This is a genomic window from Streptomyces sp. NBC_00683, assembly GCF_036226745.1.
GTDB lineage: Bacteria > Actinomycetota > Actinomycetes > Streptomycetales > Streptomycetaceae > Streptomyces.
Map to the genome: position 1 here is coordinate 1,376,165 of NZ_CP109013.1, position 18,431 is coordinate 1,394,595.

Here is an 18,431-nt window from a genome sequence, read left to right on the forward strand (position 1 = left end):
CCCTCTCCCCCCGGATCACTGGGTGAACGTGTCGATGGCGGAGATCCGCCAGGTGTCGCCGCGGCGAACGGCGTCCACTGCGAACATGGCCGCCGCGTAGGTCGTCTCCTCGGCCTTGCCCGTACGGGTGTTGCTCTGGTCGGCGAAGACCAGCAGCCGGGCCCGGTCGCCGTCGAGCCGTTCGACGCCGCTCTGGGTGACGGTCGTGGTGAGTACGAGCTTCTGCTTCGGCGCCTGTGCGCGTACCTCGGCGAGCATGTCCTTGTGCTGCTGCACCGCCCGGCCGACCAGATAGGTCCGTGCCGCACGGTCGGACTTCGCGGGCGAGGCGTAGTTGTACGAGAACACGGCCCCGACAGCCTCGGTGATCTGGCCCTTCACCTCGCTGGTCCGGCCGATGTCGGTGAGGGCGGTGTTCTGCCGGCTCGGGTCGTCGCGCAGTGTGCCGGCCGAGGCGAACGCCCAGGCGGCGAAGGCGCCGAGGAGCACGGTGGCGGCGCAGAGGACGGCGGGGAGCCGGATGCGGAGCCGGGGCGTGCGCTTGCGCCGGGTCCCGGGCTCCTCCTCCGCGGCCTCCTGATCCACGCCGGGATCCTCGATGTCCGCTTCCTCCAGGGCTGTTGGGCCTGCGACTGCACCATCCGCGGCCGTATCCTCCGTGGCCGGCCCGTTCTCCACGGGCGGCCGGTCAGGGGTGACGCGCCCCCGGGGCGGGGCGGTCGCCGTCGCGGCGGAGGCCAACCGTCGCTGACGGTTGACGAGGTGACGGGTCGTCGACATCTCTCGGTTCCTCTCGAAGGCGGTGCGGTCCGGGGAGGGGGTGTCAGCCGGCGGTGTTGCCGACGGGCGCCTGGCCGAGGGCGCTGAGCTTCCACCCCTCGGAGGTACGGGTGAGCTGCCCGAGCATCCGGCTCTCCTTCACCGCGGGCTTGCCTTTCGGTGCGGTCACGGTGACCCGCAGGGCGACCATCACGCCGGCCTTGCCGGCCCGTTCGTCCAGCTCGGTCACCGCTCCGGACAGCACCTCGGCCGTGCTCACGGTCCCGGCCGCCTCGATCTGCTCGGCGAACCCGTCGCGCCCGTCGACGAGTTGCTTGTGGAGGTCGCCCGTCGTCGAGTCCTCCCAGCTGTCGAGACCCTGGTCGAGCTTCGCGTGGTCGAGCGTGTTCATGTTCTGCACGGCCTGCTCCCCCGCGGCCAGCGCGTCGTCGCGGGCCTGTGCGTAGGCCGCCGAGTCGTCGTGAGCGGCGTCGTACCGGGACCAGCCGCCCCAGCCCGCCGCGACCGCCGCCACGGCGGTCAGCGCGATCGCTGCCGCCACCAGCGGATTCCTCGTCGTCCGTACCCGTGCCATCGGTGCCTCTCCCCTACCTGGAGGTGATCTCGACGATCTGCCAGCGTCCGTCCCGCAGTTCGGCGGTGACGGACAGCTGGGCCGCCGCTGTGGTGGCGGCCTTCCCCTCGCGCTCGTACACCTGGTCGAGGAAGACGAGCAGGTGGGCGCTGCTGCCGCTGAGCCGGGTCACTCCGGCCCGTACGACGTGGGTGGTGAGCGTCAGCTTCTGGTCCGCGGCCTGCTTCTCGACCTGGCCGAACAGTGCCGCGTACTGCTGGAGCGCCTTGCCCGCCAGCAGCTGCTTCGCCGACTCCTTCGTGACGGCGGTGGCCTGCGGGCTGTACGAGAAGACCTTGCCCAGCGCGTTGCTGACATCGCCCGCGACCCGGGTGGTCGCCGCCGTGTCGGTCAGCGCGCTGTTGGATGTGGCGGGGGTGTCGCGGAGTTGCTGCCCGGCGACGAAGAACGCGCCGCCGGCCACGAGCAGGGCGACGGCCAGGACCGCGGCGACGGTCCGTGCCGGGCGTCGGCGGTTCGGCGCGGCCCCCTCCTCCGCCCCGGGTTCCACCGTGCCCGCCTCCGGGTCGGTGTCGATGGTGGTGATCGCCACCGTGGTCCCTCCGGTCTGCTTCATGTGCCGCTCCCGACGGGTATGGCCTCGAGTGCCTTGACCTTCCAGCCGTCGCCGGTCCGGGCGAGGCTCGCCTCGAAGCGTTTGCGCTCCGTGCCTCCCTTGCCGGTGCGCGGGGTGACCTCGACGTCGACGGTCGCGATCATCGCGGCGGTCCCGGCCCGTTCGTCGAGCGCGGTGAGCGCGGCGTCGGTGACCTTCCCGTGCGCCGTGGCACCGGACTTGGCGAGTTCGCTCGCGTCCTTCGTGCGGCTGCTCCTCAGCCCGTCGTGCAGCGGACCCGTCGAGGAGGCGAGCCACGCGTCGAGCCCCGAGGCGACGGTCGTGCCGTCCTTGCCGTCCATGGTGTTCAGCCGGGCGATGTGCCGCTTCCCGTCGTCGAGTGCGGCGTCGCGGCTCTTCGCGTACGACAGGGTGTCGTCGCCCCGCGCCTGCGCGTACGACCAGCCGCCGAGCGCGCAGATCAGTACGGCGGCCAGGAGCACGGCCCAGCCGCTCAGGCTCTTCGTCCGGGCGTTCACAGGCCACCTCCGAGGCCCAGCAGGCCGGCCATGCCCCGGGGCGCCGGCGACGTGTCGCCGGTGGTGCCGAACGCACCCGGGAGCCGGTCCCCGTCGCTGCCGGTGAGGAGCGGGCCGGGAACGGCGGGAACGGGCACGGGCCCGCCCCTGGGGGCGTTGGCGCTGCCGCGGACGTTGATCCCGGTACCGGGCGAGGAGGCGCAGCGGGCCTTGGTGTTGACGGCCGGGGCCGGTGAGAGGTCGGTGCCCTCGCGGTAGGTCGTGGAGCCGTATCCGGCGGTGCAGGGCAGCGGTTCGAAGAAGGTGACCGACATGCCGAACCGGGCGCCGTCCTCGTCGACCGCACTCGCTCCCGCCGCTGCGACCGCGGGGACCTTCACCAGGAGTTCCTCCAGTCCGCGCTGCCGGGTGACGGCGACCTCGGAGGTGGTGAGGAGGTTGGCGACGACGACGCCGAAGCCGGGCTCCACGTCACGCAGCAGCCCGCTGATCTGTGCGGTCGCGTCGGGGGCGGCGGCGATCAGCCGGCGCAGGTCGGCGTCCGATCCCTTCAGTTCGGCGGCGAGTTCCTCGGCACCGGACGCGAAGCCCTTGAGGGCGTCGCCCTGTTCGGCCTGGGTACGCAGCACGGTCTCGCCGTCGGCCATGAGCTTCGTGGTGGTCGGCAGGGCCTCGTCCGCCGCCTCGACGAACTCGCTGCCGGTGTCCAGCAGGACCTGGAGGTCGTCGCCGCGCCCGTTGAAGGCCGCACCGAATTCGTCGACGACGGTGCGCAGCGCTTCCGCGTCTACGGATGCCGTCAGGTCGTTGACGCTGGTGAGGACGTTGGTGACGGGAGCGGGGATGGTCGTGTCGGCCTGGTCGATGACCGAGCCGTTCTCCAGGAAGGGACCGTCCTCACGGGTGGGCCGCAGGTCGATGTACTGCTCGCCCACGGCGGAGAGGTTGGCGACGACGGCCTCCAGGCTGTCCGGGATGCGCGGTGCGTCGTTCTCGATGCGCAGCTCGGCCTCGACACCGTCGTCGGTCAGTTCGATCGGGCCGACCCTGCCGACGGACACGCCCCGGTAGGAGACGTTGGAGTGGGTGTACAGGCCGCCGGTCTGCGGCAGTTGGACCGTCACGGTGTAGTAGCTGCGCAGGCCGACGTAGTGGCCGAGGTCGGCGTACCGCACACCGAGGTAGCCGAGTACGAGCACCGCGATGATGAGGAAGGCGATGTTCTTGAGCCGGGTGGCGAGCGTGATCATCGGCTGCTGCCCTCCGTGCCCGGTGTCGTGATCGAGGGAAGGGGCAGGGGAAGCGCCGCCTTCTGCCGGACCGTTGGCGCGGTGCCGCCCGGGGTGAGTGCCGGGATGATCTGGGTACCGGGCATGGCCGTCACATCCAGGTAGACGTTGAGGTAGTCGCCCTTCACTCCGCGCAGCACCTCGTCGGTGAACGGGTAGGTGAGCAGTACCTGGAGGGAGTCGGGCAGGTCCTGGCCCGAGTCGGCGAGGGCCCTGAGCGTGGGGGCGATCGCCTTGAGGTCCGCGATCGTGTCGGCCTTGCTCTTGTTGATCGTCCCCACGGCGACGGTGGAGAGCGTGTCGAGCGAGCGCAGCATGGTCAGGAGCGAACCGCGTTGCTTCTCCAGGACCTTCATTCCGGGGCTCAGCCCGGTGAGGACGGTGCCGACGTCCTGTTTGCGGGTGGCGAGGGTGGCGGCGAGGCGGTTGACGCCGTCGAGCGCCTCGGTGATGTCTTCCTTGTGGTCGTCCAGGTTGGTGACGAGCGTGTCGACGCGGCTGAGCATCGAACGGATCTGGGGTTCCTGTCCGGCCAGTGCCTTGTTGAGCTCGGTGGTGATGGTCTTGAGCTGGTTGATGCCCCCGCCGTTGAGGAGCATCGACAGGGCGCCGAAGACCTCCTCGACCTCCGGGTTGCGGTTGGTGCGTGTGAGCGGGATCCGGTCGCCGTCCGCCAGTGCGCCCTCGGCCGTTCCGGCGGCGGGCGGTGAGAGCTGGATGTACTTCTCGCCGAGGAGGCTGGACTGTTCGAGGTGGGCGTACGCGTTGGCGGGCATCCTGATCTTCCCGTTGACCCGCATGGTGACCTTCGCGGTCCAGCCGCCGGGGGTGAGGGAGATCTTGGTGACCCTGCCGACCGCGACGTCGTTGACCTTGACCGAGGACTGCGGCGCGAGGCTGAGGACGTCCCCGAACTCGGCGGTGATCTCGTACGGGTGGTCGCCGAGGTCGGCGCCGCCGGGCAGGGGTACCTGGTCGATGCCGGTGAACGAGGGCATGTCGACGCTGGTGACGACGAGTGCGAGGCCGACACCGACGGCGAGCAGGGCGGCGAGGCCCGTGGTCGCGCGGGCTCCGGGTCTGCGCAGGGCACGGCTCATCGGTTCGCCTCCTTCTTCCTGTCCGTCCCGGTCCTGCCCGGGGTGCCGTAGACGGTGCCGATCGCGGGCAGCGGCAGCACGGGCAGCGCCTTCTGCCGGGTGGCGTCCACCGGTGCCAGCCCTTGCAGACCGGCTGCTTCGGCCTCGGTGAGCGGTCCGCCCATGGACAGTTCGTTGAGGTTCGTACGGCCGTTGAGGGTCCGGTTCGCCGGGTCGTAGGCGTTGAGTACGTTGGTGGCCGCGAGCGGCAGCGTGTCGAGGGACTCCGCGAGCGAGGCGCGCTGGTCGACCAGGGTCTGGGTGAGCGGCACCAGGAGGTCCACGTTCTCCTTGAGGGCGCCGCGGTGCTTCTGGATGAAGCCCTTGACCTGGCCGAGCGCCTTGCCGAGCTCCTTCAGGGCCGCGCTGAGGTTCTTCTTGTCGTCGGCGAGGAATCCGGTGACGGAGTTGAGCTGCTGCTCGGCGGCGCGCACATTGCCGTCGTTCTCCTTGAGCATCGTGGTGAAGGTCTGCAGGTAGGAGAGGGTGTCGAAGAGGTTCCCGCTGCTCTTGTCGAGCGTCTTCGTCGCTTTGCCGAACTGCTCGATGGAGTCCCCGATGGCCTTTCCGTTGCCGTCGAGGTTCTTCGCGCCGGTCTCCAGGAGTCCCGCCAGGGCCCCGTCGGCGTTGGCCCCGTCCGGGCCGAGCGCCGTGGAGAGCTCCGTGATCGACTCGTACAGCTGGTCGACCTCGATGGGTGTCGCGTTGTTCGCGGCGGGCAGCACGGCGTGGTCCTCGATCTGCGCCCCTCCGCTGTACGCGGGCGCGAGCTGGACGTAGCGGTCGGCGACCAGGCTGGGGGCGACGACGACGGCGTGGGCCTCCTTGGGGACCTTGACGCCCTCGTCGAGCCTGAGGGTGACCGCGACCTCCTTGCCCTTCGGTTCCACGGATTCGACGGTGCCGACCTTCACGCCGAGGATCCGCAGGTCCGAGCCGGCGTACACCCCGGTGGCCTGGTCGAAGTAGGCGGTGACCGTCGTCCTTCCGGCGTCGTCCATGGCCATCACACCGGAGGTGGCGGCCACGGCGACGACGGCGAGTCCGGCGCCGATGCCGATGATGCGTGCGGGTCTCATGTCAGCGGCCCCCTTGCTTCGGCGGCATGCAGTCGTCCTCGGGAGGGGTGGCGGCGGGCAGGTAGTCCTTCGGGACGACTCCGCACACGTAGTTGTCGAACCAGCGGCCGTTGCCGAGTGTGTTGCCGACGAGCCGGTTGTAGGAGCCGGCCATCGAGAGCACCTTGTCGAGGCTCTTGCGGTTCTTCACCAGGACGGCGGTGACCCGGCCGAGCGAGTCCAGGGTGGGTTTCAGCTGCTTGTTGTTGTCGGTGACAAGCCCGGTGAGCTGGGTGCCGAGGTTCCGGGTTCCGGTGAGCAGCAGATGGATGGAGTCCCGGCGGGCCTGGATCTCGCCGAGGAGCAGGTTGCCGTCCTCCAGCAGGGTTTCGAAGCTGCTCTTCTTGTCGGCGAGCGTCTTGGTGAGCTGCTTGCTGCCCTTGAGCAGGGTGGCGAGCTGGGCGTCGCGTTCGGAGACGGTCCTGGAGAGTGCGGAGAGCCCGTTCGCCGCGCTGCGTACGTCGGGCGGGGAGTCCTTGAAGGTCTCGGAGATCGTCTCGAAGCTCTGGGCGAGCTGGGCGGTGTCGATCTCCCCGATGGTCTCGCCGAGTCCGTTGAACGCCTGGGTGACGTCGTACGGGGAGGTGGTGCGGCTCGCGGTGATGCGGGAGCCGGGGTCCTGCGGGGCGTTGCCGAGCGGGTCGACGGCGAGGTACTTCTCCCCGAGGAGGGTCTTGAGGGCGATCCCGACGGTGGAGGAGTTGCCGATCCAGGCGTCCTTCACCTTGAAGTCGACCTTCACCTTGGCGCCGTCGAGCGAGACGCCGGTGACCTCTCCGACCTTGACGCCGGCGATCCGCACCTCGTCGCCGCTGTCGAGTCCGGCCGACTCGGTGAAGTCGGCGCTGTAGGTGGTTCCGCCGCCGATGAAGGGCAGCGCGTCGGCGCGGTAGGCGGCCAGGCCCAGGAGGGACAGGACGAGGAGTCCGACGATGCTGACGGCCACGGGGTTGCGTTCCCGTACGGGCTTGATTCTCATGCCAGGCACCTCGGTTGGGTGATCGCGATGCCGGTGGGCGGGGCGCTGCCGTCCTCGGTGCTCACTCCGGAGACCTTGGCCTCGCACAGGTAGAGGTTGAGCCACGATCCGTACGAGGTGAGACGGGTGATCGCCTCCATCTTGGCCGGGGTCTTCGCGAGGAAGCTCTCGATCTGCGGCTGCCCCTTCTCCAACTGGCCTGTGAGACGTCCCAGTTGCTTGATGTCCTCCTTGAGCGGCTTGCGTCCGTCCTCGAGGAGGCCGGCGGTGACGGTCGTGAGCGCGCCCATGGCCGTGACCGCTTCGCCGAGCGGCTTGCGGTCGCCGGAGAACCCGGTGACGAGCTTCTGGAGGGTGACGACGAGGTCGTTGAAGCCCGCCTCACGGTCGTTGACGGTCTTCAGGACCGTGTTGAGGTTCTTGATCACCTCGCCGATCACCTTGTCCTTGGCCGCGACGGTGCCCGTCAGCGAACCGACGTGGGAGAGGATGCTGTCGACGGTGCCGCCCTCGCCCTGGAGCACCTGGACGATGGAGCCCGCCAGCTGGTTGACGTCCGGTGGGGACAGCCCTTCGAAGAGCGGCTGGAATCCGTTGAAGAGCTGGGTGAGGTCGAGCGCCGGGGTCGTTCGGGAGAGCGGGATGGTCGCCCCGGCGGCGAAGCTCCTGCCGACGGGTCCTGCGCCCTGGTCCAGGTCGATGTAGCGCTGGCCGACCATGTTCAGGTACTTGATCGACGCGGTCACGGAGGCGGGCAGCTTGCGGCCCTTGCGGACGGCGAAGGCGACTTCGGCCAGCCGCTTGTCGGCCACCTCGATCGATTCGACCTGTCCGACCTTGACTCCGGCGATCCTGACGCTGTCACCGACGACCAGCCCGGTGGCGTCCGTGAACCTCGCCCGGTACGTCGTCGTGTCTCCGACCCCCGTGTTGGCGATGGAGAGGGCCAGGACGGTGGTGGCCAGGACGGTCACCACGACGAAGACGATGGATTTCGCGAGCGGTCCCGCGAGGGAGCGGCGCTTCACTTGAGCTTCACCTCCGCACCGCGGAAGGCCGGACCGATGAGCACGCTGCTCCAGTCGGGCAGGGACTGCGGCTGCACTTTCAGTGAGGGGGCGATGAGTTCGTTGACGAGCCGGCTCTCCTGGGGGGAGTTGGGAATGCCCAGCGCGCTGTCGTTGGCGGCGGGCGCGGTGGCTTCCTCCCCTGCTGCCGGGCCGGTGTCCGTGTCGGCGGCGGCGCGGGCGTCGGCGGTCGGGACCGTCCTGCCCACGTAGGGAACCGAGTAGCAGTGCGGGCCGCCGGTCGCGCTGTAGACCGGGGTGTCCTTGCCTGCCACGTACTTCCCCTTCGACTTCACGGCCTTGAGGGTGACGTGGAGGCCGGGCTGACCGGTGCCCTTGCCCAGCGCCTTGTCCATGGCGGGGACGAATCCCGCCATCGTGCGCAGGGTGCAGGGGAACGCGTCCGAGTACTCGGCGAGGAGTTCCAGCGTCGGGCGGCCGGCGGCGGAGAGCCGGATGAGGTTGTCCTTGTTCCGCCGCAGGAACGACGTGACGTCCTGGGCGGACGCGGTGGTGGAGCCGTACAGATCGGCGAGTTCCGCCTGCTGTTCGGCGATGGTGCCGCTGGTCGTCGTGAAGTCGGTGAGCGCGTCCAGGACGTCGGGGGCGGCATCCGCGTAGAGGGCGCTCACCTTGACGAGCTCCTTGATGTCCGCGTTGAGCGTGGGCAGCTGGGGGTTGAACTCCTTGAGATGGGCGTCGAGCGTGACCAGCGTGTCGCCGAGTTTGTCGCCGCGTCCCTCCAGTGCCTGGGAGACGGCGTTGAGTGTGGCGGCGAGCTTCTCCGGTTTGACCGCGGTCAGCATCGGCAGGACGTTGTCGAGGACTTCCTCCAGCTCGATGGCGTTGCTGGAGCGGTCCTGCGGGATCACGGAACCCGCTCGCAGGGTCCGTGCGGACGGAACGGGCGGCGGTACGAGAGCGACGAACCGCTCCCCGAAGAGGGTGGTCGGCAGCATCTGGGCGGTGACGTCGGCCGGTATCTGCCCGAGCCTGTCGGGCTGGATGGCGAGGGTCAGGCGCGCCCCGTCGCCGTCGGCCGCGATGTCCCGCACCTGTCCGATGACGACACCGCGCAGCTTCACGTCGGCGTTGTCGTGCATCTCGTTGCCGACGCTCCCGGTGCGTACGGTCACGGTGGCGTCGTCGCTGAAGTCCTTCTCGTACACCGAGACCGACACCCACACGAGCACGGCGGGCACGAGTACGAAGGCCACACCGGCGATTCTGCGGCGCACCGTCTGCGCCTTGGACGAGGGCATCAGCCGGCCACCTTCACCGTTGTCGTCGCGCCCCAGATGGCGAGCGAGAGGAAGAAGTCGGTGACGCTGATGAGCACGATGGCGTTGCGCACCGACCGGCCCACGGCCACGCCGACTCCGGCGGGGCCGCCGGTGGCGTGGAAGCCGTAGTAGCAGTGGGCAAGGATCACCAGCACGCTGAAGATCAGCACCTTGAGCACCGACAGGAGCACGTCGTCCGGGGAGAGGAAGAGATTGAAGTAGTGGTCGTAGGTGCCCGCGGACTGACCGTTGAACAGGACCGTGATGTAGCGGGAGGCGAGGTAGGAGGAGAGCAGCCCGATCGCGTACAGGGGGATGATCGCGACGACGCCGGCGATGATCCGGGTGGTGACGAGGTAGGGCATGGACCGCACACCCATCGCTTCGAGCGCGTCGACCTCCTCGTTGATCCGCATCGCGCCCAGCTGGGCGGTGAAGCCCGCGCCAACGGTCGCGGAGAGGGCCAGCCCGGCCACGAGCGGGGCGATCTCACGGGTGTTGAAGTACGCGGAGATGAAGCCGGTGAACGCGGAGGTGCCGATCTGGTCGAGGGCCGCGTAGCCCTGGAGGCCGACGACCGAACCGGTGGCGAGGGTCATCGCGATCATCACACCGATGGTGCCGCCGATGACGCCCAGGCCGCCGCTGCCGAAGGCGACCTCGGCGAGGAGCCGCTGGACCTCCTTGAGATAGCGGCGCAGGGTCCTGGGGATCCAGATGAGGGCCCGTACGTAGAAGGTGAGCTGGTCACCCGACCGATCGAGCCAGCTGAGCATCGACACCGGTCAGCCCCCCTTCGGGGGGACGATCTGGAGGTAGATCGCCGTGAGGACCATGTTCACGAAGAACAGGAGCATGAAGGTGATGACGACGGACTGGTTGACCGCGTCGCCCACGCCCTTCGGGCCGCCGCGCGGGTTCAGCCCGCGGTAGGCGGCGACGATGCCGGCGATGAAGCCGAAGATCAGCGCCTTGAGTTCACCGATGTACAGGTCGGGCAGCTGCGCGAGGGCGGAGAAGCTGGCCAGGTAGGCGCCCGGTGTGCCGTCCTGCATGATCACGTTGAAGAAGTAGCCGCCGAGTGTGCCCACCACGGAGACCAGTCCGTTGAGCAGCACGGCGACGAACATGGTGGCGAGGACCCGCGGGACGACGAGCCGCTGGATGGGCGAGACGCCCATCACCTCCATCGCGTCGAGCTCCTCGCGGATCTTCCGCGATCCGAGGTCGGCGCAGATGGCCGAGCCGGCGGCTCCGGAGATGAGCAGCGCCACGATGAGCGGGCTGGCCTGCTGGATGACGGCGAGGACGCTGGCACCGCCGGTGAAGGACTGTGCGCCGAGCTGCTCGGTGAGCGAGCCGACCTGGAGGGCTATGACGGCGCCGAACGGGATGGAGACGAGTGCGGCGGGCAGGATCGTGACGCTGGCGACGAACCAGAACTGTTCGATGAACTCCCGCACCTGGAAGGGCCGGCGGAAGATCGCGCGGGATACCGCGGCAGCGAGCGCGAACAGCTTCCCGGTCTCGCGCAGCGGTGCGAGCAGCCGTGCAGGCTGCCGCTGCCGCGGCGCACTGTCCTCGGGTGCCGGTGTCGTCGTGGGCGGTTCGGGCGGCCGCACGGGCAGCGGGGCCGTCACAGGCGCCCACCGCCCAGGGTCGGCGTGTAGCTGTTCATGATGGCCGTACGGGCCGCCTCCGGCAGCTGGCCCATCATGGAGATGACCCGCTCCCGGCGGCGCAGCGCGCCCTGCCGTACGGGCATTCCGGGTGAGGGCTCCAGCTGCGGAACGACGGTGCGCGGCACCGGTGCGTAGTCGTGGCCGTTCACCTGTTCCGCGGCGAGGGTGGCCGCGTCCTTCTCCTCCGACATGCCGATGGGTCCTTCGCGGCGTCCGGAGAGGAACTGGGAGACGACGGGCGTGTCACTGGTCAGCAGGACCTCGCGCGGACCGAAGGTGACGAGGTTGCGGCAGAACAGCATGCCCATGTTGTCGGGCACGGTGGCCGCGATGTCGAGGTTGTGGGTGACGATCAGCATCGTGGCGTCGATCTGCGCGTTGAGATCGATGAGCAGCTGGGACAGGAACGCGGTGCGGACCGGGTCGAGTCCGGAGTCCGGTTCGTCGCAGAGGATGATCTGCGGGTCCAGGACGAGGGCCCGGGCGAGGCCCGCACGCTTGCGCATGCCACCGGATATCTCGCCGGGGAGCTTCTCCTCCGCACCGAGCAGTCCGACGATGTCGATCCGCTCCATGACGATGCGGCGGATTTCGGATTCCTTCTTGCGTGTGTGTTCGCGCAACGGGAATGCGATGTTGTCGAAGAGCGACATGGACCCGAAGAGAGCGCCGTCCTGGAACATGAGGCCGAAGAGTTTCCGGGTCTCCATGATCTCCCGCTCGGGGCTGTTGACCATGTCGACGCCGTTGATGAGGACGCGGCCCTGTTCCGGCTTCAGCAGACCGATGATGGATTTGAGGAAAACGGTCTTTCCCGTTCCGGACGGACCGAGCATCACGCTCACTTCACCGGCCGGCAGCGTGAGGGTGACGTCCTGCCAGATGTTCTGCTTACCGAAGGATTTCGTCAGGCCCTCGACGACTACTTCGATTCCCATCGGCCCTCCTTCGACATGTCGGTGAACGAAGTCATCTGTCATCGCTCCGGCTCTGAGAAATCCAATGGCGGCTCGTCACGCATGCACCAGGAGGCGCACGTTATGTCCGCCGAAACCGCCAGGACAAGCCGTTGAGCAGCGGAAATCAGCGAATCGGGTACTGGGTGTGGATCACTTGTCACCGAGTGACAAAGTCCCTCCGTGCTTTTGTCGAAATCTGCGCAAGGTCTCAGGTGTGCGGGTCGGGGCACCGTGGCCCGGGGGGCCGGGCCACGGTGCCCCGACTGCGGGATGTTCCGCCCCGGAGTGGAGGGTTTGCGGCTTGGAACAGTCCCGATGGGGAATCTCGGCCAAGGGGGGCTCGACCAGGACTCCACATGGGCCGAACAAGCAGGTACGGAGCTGTTTCCGAGCTGCTCAACGGGGACGCTACGGGCCGGTAACCTGACTGCGCAATAGTGGTTCATAAAGTTTCTGCGCTCCGATTGCGCATCCCGATTTTCTTGTTCGCGACTGAGTAACCGGCCTGCCAAACCTGTCGAAAAGTGAGGCCTTCCTGAGGCGTCGCCGGACTGGACCACGGCACTCCTGACATGCCGAAGCCCGCCCCGATCAGGAATGATCCGGCCGGAGCGGGCCTGGAAAAGCACCGTGCGACAACCACACGAGAACTGACGAACGGAGTGTGCCGCAGATCGGGCCTTCGGCGGACTACTTGACCGCTGAGTGCCAGTTCTGCGCGAGCACCTTGCCCGCATCGGGCAGGAAGAGGCCGGGGGCGGTGAGAGCGGCGTTGTAGGTCGACGCGTTGTTCAGCACGAGGCTGTTGTTCCCCGCGGACGACGGCAGGCCGGTCTTCAGGTTCACGGCCCAGCTCAGACTCCCCAGGAGGCCGCAGCCGGTCGCCTTCGGCACGGCGAAGGCACTGTCACCCTGCTGGTTCTCGGTGAGGGCGAACCGGAGCATGTCCCCCTCGTCGTTGCGCGTGCCGTTCCCGTCGAACCGCTGCACGGCGACGGCCGGGGCGGTGGTGTTCTGCGGACGCAGGACGACCGGGTCGGAAGCCGATCCGATGTAGCAGTTGGAGCCGAGAAGCGGGTTCTCCAGGTGGATCCGGATCGGCAGCTTCACGATCGGCACGCCGGTGGTGAGACCCCCCATGAGGTTGAACTCCGTGGGCGTGCCGGCCGACTCCACCGTTGCCGTGATCTTGTTCAGGCTCGCGTTCGTGATCTGGTTGCAGATGACCGAGATCACGGGGGTGTCGTCGCACATCAGCCCGAGCAGTCCACCGGGGATCTCCGTCGGTGCGCCCACCAGGGCGCCGCCCGCCGGCGGGACGACTTTGAAGGTCCCCGCCGTCGTGTCCTGGACGACCCCGAACTGCATGTCGTTGAACCCGGTGGTGGCCTCGGTGTTGCCGAGCTTTATGGAACCACCGGGCGAGTAGGAGGACACACAGGAGGCGACCAGGTCCTGTCCGTCGGCCGCGAGCATGGCCGGGGCGTCGACCGGACAGCGGGAGAAGGGGGCCCAGTCCCCGTTGAGACTTGCCGAGGCTGACGCGGCCGAGGCGGGTGTGGTGCTCAGCGGAAGGGCGACCGCCATCGCGGTGACGGCAAGCCCGGCACGCCATCTCTTCGGGACAGATCTCATTGCTTCCTCAATTCATGGTCGAATATGCGGAGTTGCTTGAATCGGCACATGGCCGGATGGAGTGCTGTGCGGCAGAAGGGTTGTCAGCGTTCCGCCACGGGAACGTTCAGGGGCTGCCGGTCCGCAGTGCACAGGGTCTCGTCGTTCACCATTGCTGCGCAGGGCGGGCCCTGAATCTGCTTCACGTATCCGGACTTCCCGGAAATGGAGGCGGTGAAGAGATCGTCAAGGTCCTCCCCGACACCGCAGCCGGAGAACGGTGGCACAGTGACCGACGAGGTGAGCGGTCCCCCTCCGGTGAGGGTGTACCCGGTGAATATGAAGTCCTTGAAGAACACCTTCCCCAACAGGGTCAGCCGGAAGGGCTTACTGGTACGGCAGTTGGGGCCGACTTCCAGCGCCGCTCCATTGACCTTGACGTCACGGAGACGAAGCGAGAAGTCCATGGTGATGACGGTGGACCCGAAGGTGTCGAGGCCGTTGAGGGTCAGATCCGAATGCACGTTGTAGATCGGCAGACCGTCGGCGTCCTTCTCCAACGGCAGTTGGGTCATTTCCATCGTGGCCGTGGTGGGCATGAAGCCGAAGGTCAGAAAGGTCGTGGTGGCGGGTGGCAGCTGCGGTCGGCCGAGGTAGTCGACCATGGCGGTGGAGTCCTGGATCAGATGCGCCAGTCCGTCCGGGGATTCCTCGGGTGGCACGATGCCCTGTGGCCCCTGCAGGATCTTCGCGCAGGCCACCGGAAACTTCGCCGCGCCCTTGAGCTTGGTGACGTTCGCGTATCCCGTGATGTAGGCGACCAGGTGGGACTCGTTCTCCGGATCGCCGAGGCACTCCGGCGCCTCGGCGGCGGGTGCGGCGTCCCGGGCCCCTACTCTCGGCGCCGCCAGGTCACGTTCGCCCCCGTCCTCACCCTGCCCCTCACCCGTCTCGGACGGCCAGGGCGCGGTCTCCTCGGCGCCGCCGATGTTCACGCTCGCCAGCAGCAGATCCTGGTCGGCCACCGGCGTGCAGGTCAGGTCCAGAGGCGAGGACCTGGTCGGGGCTCCGTCGTCACTGACCGGAGTGAGCTTCACCGCCAACTGCCCGGCGGTGAAGGTCAGACCGCCGCCGGCGGCGGCTGTCACCGAGGGGACCGCGCCGGAGGCGGCCAACGTGATATCCCCCGTGCCCGGGACGGCCGACGGACCCTGGGTGTTGCCGATCCACACGGCCTCGGCGGAGTGTCCTTCCTGCGCCACGTCGACCGACAGACGTGTCTCCGCCACGACGCCCTTCGATCCGGCTCCGGGTACGGTGGTGGATCCGGCCCCGGCGGTGGGTCCGGCCGGGGCCGGTGAGTCCGTTGTGCCCGGGTCCTTCACCAGATCCGCCACGGCGTCGGCGGGGAGGGCCAGCTCCGTGTTCACCTCACTCACCTGCACGGCTTCGCCGGCCTGGCCCTTCTCGGGGACGACCGCCGATACCCGCGCCTCGATCTCCCTCTCTCCTGAGGGAAAGGCACAGGCATAGGCCAGCTCGACATCGATTTCGCGGTTACCCGCGGAGGCCTGTGCACCCGGGATCATTCCCGCCATCAGGACCCCGGCCAGAACGGCTCCGCCCCGTGCGGCCGCACGCCCGCGACCCCGCCTCGATGTGCCGCGCGTCGTCATCCTTCATGGATCCCTTCCCTCGATGGTGCGGTCGCACGGCGGGGGCCCCCGCCGTGCGACCGGCCGGCATCAGGGATGCCGGACTGACCTCAGGTGCCGATGATGCTGGTGATGCCGTTCACCGAATAGGTGGCGTTGAACGTCGGGATCATCCCGACGGCGACGAGACCGGCACAGGGCGCGGTCGCGGTGGTCACCTTCAGCTGACGCGTCGGCTGGGTCGAGATGATCTTGGTGCTCGTGGCCTTGAGCTTCTTGGTGCTGTTGACGTAGGAGGCGTAGACCGAGCCCTCCACGGTGAACTCGCAGGTGAGGACCTTGAGCTTCGCCTTGATGTTGCTGATGTAGCCGACGGTCGTGCCCGTGGCGGTGTCGTAGTCCTCGGCCCAGATCGCCCACGGCATCGTGGTGACCGGGGTGACGGGGCCGAGGCCGCTCGTGCAGGGGGCGGTCGGCGGGTTCCCGAACACCGCCGCGTTGATGCTGGCGATGTTGGCCGGGTTGCCCGTCGCGCTGGACGCGACGCCGCTCGCGGTGGCCGTCGTACACGTCATCGGAATGCTGTTCACCGAGAGGACCACGCTGGTCGACGAGGCCGTGAACGAGGCGGGGTTGGGCGAGACCGTCCACGTGGTCGCGGGGAAGGCCATGACCTGAGTCGCGCTGAGCGCGAGGGCGGCGGAAGCGACACCGGTGGTGACGGCAAGCTTCTTGAGGGTGTTACGCACAGTTAGTTCCTCCGATTCGACAATGCGAGTGCACTGTTGCGGGGATTCGCGCGACTGGTCCTGCATAGGCGTAGGAAGCGCGGCAGTGAACCGAGTTGCGTGGGGGCCGTGCAGTTGATTCAGCCACATGGATTCTGTGACAGGGCGTGACGTTACTTGCGGGAAACTTGGAGCACAATCCCGGCGTCGAAATTGACTCCGGGCATTCTTTTTCCTCGTCCGCAGGTCACTAATCGGGGCGGACCACTTGTCACTTGGTGCGCAATATTCGTCGCCAGGGGTCCGGTCCCTGCCGTGATCTTCACCCGGGCAGCCGCGGCTCCGGGCGCGCACGGGGCGAAGCATTCCCACCGCCGAGCGGTTCCCGCGTTATCAACACCCGTCGGCCGGCAACACGCAGACACCCGTTACCCAGGGTTACTTTCTTGTCTCCAGGAGAGCAGGCGTCCGAAAACATTGTCCGGAAGTGAGCAATGCCGCCCTCACCTGCACCGAAGCCCCACAATGAGGCGAAAGTAAGTGCCCCCTGCACTTCGATCTTGCGCAAATGGTGTGCACGTAGCCTGACTTGGTCTACCTTCGTCGCCGAAGTTGGTATACACCAGTCGGTCCGTGGGAGCGCTTCCCCCATTGCCCCACCCACACGGGCACCGGAGAGCAAGGGGACAGTCATGCCGAGACTCATACAGCCGTTGGACACCGGTGATCCGCTGGGGCCGCTCCCTCAGGAATTCGCCGCGATCATGCGCCCCGAACTCCCGAGTCTGATCAAAGAGATCGGCATGGAGGTCACCCGCGCCTATCCCGACTACGCGCGACTGCTGAACGGGCCCAACGGACAGACCATCCGGGTCGGCGTGGAACAGAGTCTGTCCTCGTTCGTCGACCTGGTCGCCGAGCCCTCCTCCTCGACAACACTCCGCGACGACATGTGCCGAAGATTCGGGCGGTTCGAAGCGTACGAGGGCCGCAGCATGGACACCCTTCAGGGCGCCTACCGGCTGGGCGCGCGGATCGCTCTGCGCCGGGCGAAGAAGGTGGGCCGGAGCTACAACTTCTCCCCGACCCTGATGCTCAGCTTCGCCGATGCGCTGTTCGCCTACGTCGATGAGCTCGAGTCGTTGTCCCGCCAGGGCTACATGGAAGTACAGGCCCAGTCCGACCAGCAGAGCGAAGCGATGCGCCGCCGGCTCCTGCACCTGATCCTGGCCGGCCGCCCGGTGCCACGTACCGCCATCTCCGAACTGTGCGAGCAGACCGGGTGGGCGCTGCCCGAGCAGGTGACACTGATCGCCGTACGCGCGCCCGCCGGCGTGGACCCGGCCGACCTCGCCCGTGACGTACTGGCCGATCTCGGGGACCCGCAGCCGCACTTATTGGTGCCGGGGCCGATGGACGACACGCGGCGGCAGATGCTCGAACGCGCGCTGGTCGGTGCGCGCGCCGTCATCGGGCTGACCGTGCCGACGGCTTTCGCGTCCGACTCGATCCGGTGGGCCCGCCGCGTCGTCGAGCTCATCGACTCGGGCGTCATCGACGACACACCCCTCGTCCCGTGCGAGGACCACCTCATCACCCTGTGGCTCCTGTCCGACCCGGCTCTCCTCGACCAGCTCGCCCGGCGCGAACTGGCGCCGGTCTCCGGGATCAGTTCCACCCGGCGCGAGCGGCTGGTGGAGACCCTGCGGATCTGGCTCGACACCCGGGGCACCGCGGCGCAGATGGGCGAGCTCCTGGACGTCCACCCCCAGACGGTCCGCTACCGCATGCGTAATCTGGAGTCCATCTTCGGCGAGCAGTTGACCGACCCCAGGAGCAGGTTCTCCACCGAAGCCGTGCTGCGGGCACTCCAGTTGCGCTCGCGAGGCGAGGAGACGATCGCCTGACACGGCGAAGAGTCCTGCTCACAGCATTCCGTACGAGTCAACTTACCTGCGGGTAAAGAGAAATAGACGGTCAGTCCCAAACGGTTGCGACACGGAGACGTTCTCAACGAGAAACCCGGAACTGCGTCCCGTACATATGGAGGAGTCGGCAGCCCACCCGGCAGCCGCCGCGCACCGCCTCCTGGCCAACCATCCGAGAGGGAACCCCCATGACCGCCTCACACCTGCTCGTCCCCGTACCGATCCCGGACCGGGTCGCCGCACTGATCGGCTCCTGCATCCCGCCGCACATCCTTCAGGCGGAGTTCGACGCCGACTGCGCGGCCCGCGAGGTCCGCAGGTTCCGTGGACCGCGCCTGGGGATCGAGGACCAGGCCGACCGTGAGCAGGCGCTGTCCGAACTGGCGCGGGCCAACAAGGTGCTCGCGGCCCATCACCCCCGGCTCGCGGTGCTGCCGGGCGGCGCCTGGTAGTGCTTGCGAAGAGGCGACGACACCCTTACCTTACTCAAAAGTAAGTTTAC

At 68.2% G+C, this 18,431-nt stretch carries 18 protein-coding genes; 2 read left to right on the forward strand and 16 right to left on the reverse strand.

All coding sequences use genetic code 11. The features are described 5' to 3' along the window. Positions 1–15: 15 nt before the first annotated feature. The 16 genes from OG257_RS06120 to OG257_RS06195 all read right to left on the reverse strand — a co-directional run bounded on the left by OG257_RS06120 (position 16) and on the right by OG257_RS06195 (position 16,022). The gene (locus tag OG257_RS06120) at positions 16–780 is read right to left on the reverse strand and encodes a hypothetical protein (RefSeq protein WP_329205425.1); all 765 of its coding nucleotides are present in this window, start codon (positions 778–780) and stop codon (positions 16–18) included. Positions 781–823: 43 nt separating this feature from the next. After that, positions 824–1,354 carry a nuclear transport factor 2 family protein gene (locus OG257_RS06125; protein WP_329205427.1) on the reverse strand — a complete coding sequence of 177 codons (531 nt, stop codon included), beginning with the start codon at positions 1,352–1,354 and terminating at the stop codon, positions 824–826. Positions 1,355–1,367: 13 nt separating this feature from the next. Further along, positions 1,368–1,970 carry a hypothetical protein gene (locus OG257_RS06130; protein WP_329205428.1) on the reverse strand — a complete coding sequence of 201 codons (603 nt, stop codon included), beginning with the start codon at positions 1,968–1,970 and terminating at the stop codon, positions 1,368–1,370. Next, positions 1,967–2,488 carry a hypothetical protein gene (locus OG257_RS06135; RefSeq protein ID WP_329205430.1) on the reverse strand — a complete coding sequence of 174 codons (522 nt, stop codon included), beginning with the start codon at positions 2,486–2,488 and terminating at the stop codon, positions 1,967–1,969. Before OG257_RS06135 ends, OG257_RS06130 begins: the two co-directional genes overlap by 4 nt. Further along, on the reverse strand, positions 2,485–3,738 hold the full coding sequence (locus OG257_RS06140; RefSeq protein ID WP_329205432.1) for an MlaD family protein: 1,254 nt from the start codon (positions 3,736–3,738) through the stop codon (positions 2,485–2,487). Before OG257_RS06140 ends, OG257_RS06135 begins: the two co-directional genes overlap by 4 nt. Further along, on the reverse strand, positions 3,735–4,877 hold the full coding sequence (locus OG257_RS06145) for an MCE family protein (RefSeq protein ID WP_329205434.1): 1,143 nt from the start codon (positions 4,875–4,877) through the stop codon (positions 3,735–3,737). Before OG257_RS06145 ends, OG257_RS06140 begins: the two co-directional genes overlap by 4 nt. Continuing rightward, positions 4,874–5,995: an MCE family protein gene (locus OG257_RS06150; RefSeq protein ID WP_329205436.1), complete on the reverse strand. Its 1,122-nt coding sequence runs from the start codon at positions 5,993–5,995 to the stop codon at positions 4,874–4,876. The genes OG257_RS06145 and OG257_RS06150 overlap by 4 nt, the downstream gene beginning before the upstream one ends. 1 nt (position 5,996) lies before the next feature. Then, positions 5,997–7,013 carry an MCE family protein gene (locus OG257_RS06155; RefSeq protein ID WP_329205438.1) on the reverse strand — a complete coding sequence of 339 codons (1,017 nt, stop codon included), beginning with the start codon at positions 7,011–7,013 and terminating at the stop codon, positions 5,997–5,999. Beyond that, positions 7,010–8,041: an MCE family protein gene (locus OG257_RS06160; protein WP_329205439.1), complete on the reverse strand. Its 1,032-nt coding sequence runs from the start codon at positions 8,039–8,041 to the stop codon at positions 7,010–7,012. The genes OG257_RS06155 and OG257_RS06160 overlap by 4 nt, the downstream gene beginning before the upstream one ends. Then, positions 8,038–9,342 (reverse strand): MCE family protein, encoded by a 1,305-nt coding sequence (locus tag OG257_RS06165; RefSeq protein ID WP_329205441.1) that lies wholly within the window; start codon positions 9,340–9,342, stop codon positions 8,038–8,040. Before OG257_RS06165 ends, OG257_RS06160 begins: the two co-directional genes overlap by 4 nt. After that, positions 9,342–10,139: an MlaE family ABC transporter permease gene (locus tag OG257_RS06170; RefSeq protein WP_329214935.1), complete on the reverse strand. Its 798-nt coding sequence runs from the start codon at positions 10,137–10,139 to the stop codon at positions 9,342–9,344. The genes OG257_RS06165 and OG257_RS06170 overlap by 1 nt, the downstream gene beginning before the upstream one ends. 9 nt (positions 10,140–10,148) lie before the next feature. Further along, positions 10,149–11,003 (reverse strand): MlaE family ABC transporter permease, encoded by an 855-nt coding sequence (locus OG257_RS06175; protein WP_329205442.1) that lies wholly within the window; start codon positions 11,001–11,003, stop codon positions 10,149–10,151. Further along, positions 11,000–11,983: an ABC transporter ATP-binding protein gene (locus OG257_RS06180; protein ID WP_329205444.1), complete on the reverse strand. Its 984-nt coding sequence runs from the start codon at positions 11,981–11,983 to the stop codon at positions 11,000–11,002. The genes OG257_RS06175 and OG257_RS06180 overlap by 4 nt, the downstream gene beginning before the upstream one ends. Before the next feature lie 711 nt (positions 11,984–12,694). Then, on the reverse strand, positions 12,695–13,639 hold the full coding sequence (locus OG257_RS06185) for a hypothetical protein (RefSeq protein WP_329205446.1): 945 nt from the start codon (positions 13,637–13,639) through the stop codon (positions 12,695–12,697). A gap of 83 nt (positions 13,640–13,722) precedes the next feature. Further along, a complete protein-coding gene (locus OG257_RS06190; RefSeq protein ID WP_329205448.1) occupies positions 13,723–15,294 on the reverse strand; it encodes a DUF6801 domain-containing protein in 1,572 nt (523 codons plus the stop codon). Positions 15,295–15,383: 89 nt separating this feature from the next. Beyond that, positions 15,384–16,022, reverse strand: coding sequence for a hypothetical protein (locus OG257_RS06195; protein ID WP_329205450.1), 639 nt, complete (start codon positions 16,020–16,022; stop codon positions 15,384–15,386). Positions 16,023–16,693: 671 nt separating this feature from the next. Between OG257_RS06195 and OG257_RS06200 the strand changes: the two genes are divergently transcribed. Then, complete coding sequence (locus OG257_RS06200; RefSeq protein ID WP_329205451.1) at positions 16,694–17,908, forward strand: helix-turn-helix domain-containing protein; 1,215 nt, start codon at positions 16,694–16,696, stop codon at positions 17,906–17,908. A gap of 209 nt (positions 17,909–18,117) precedes the next feature. Next, a complete protein-coding gene (locus OG257_RS06205; RefSeq protein ID WP_329205453.1) occupies positions 18,118–18,381 on the forward strand; it encodes a hypothetical protein in 264 nt (87 codons plus the stop codon). The last annotated feature ends 50 nt before the right edge of the window (positions 18,382–18,431 follow it).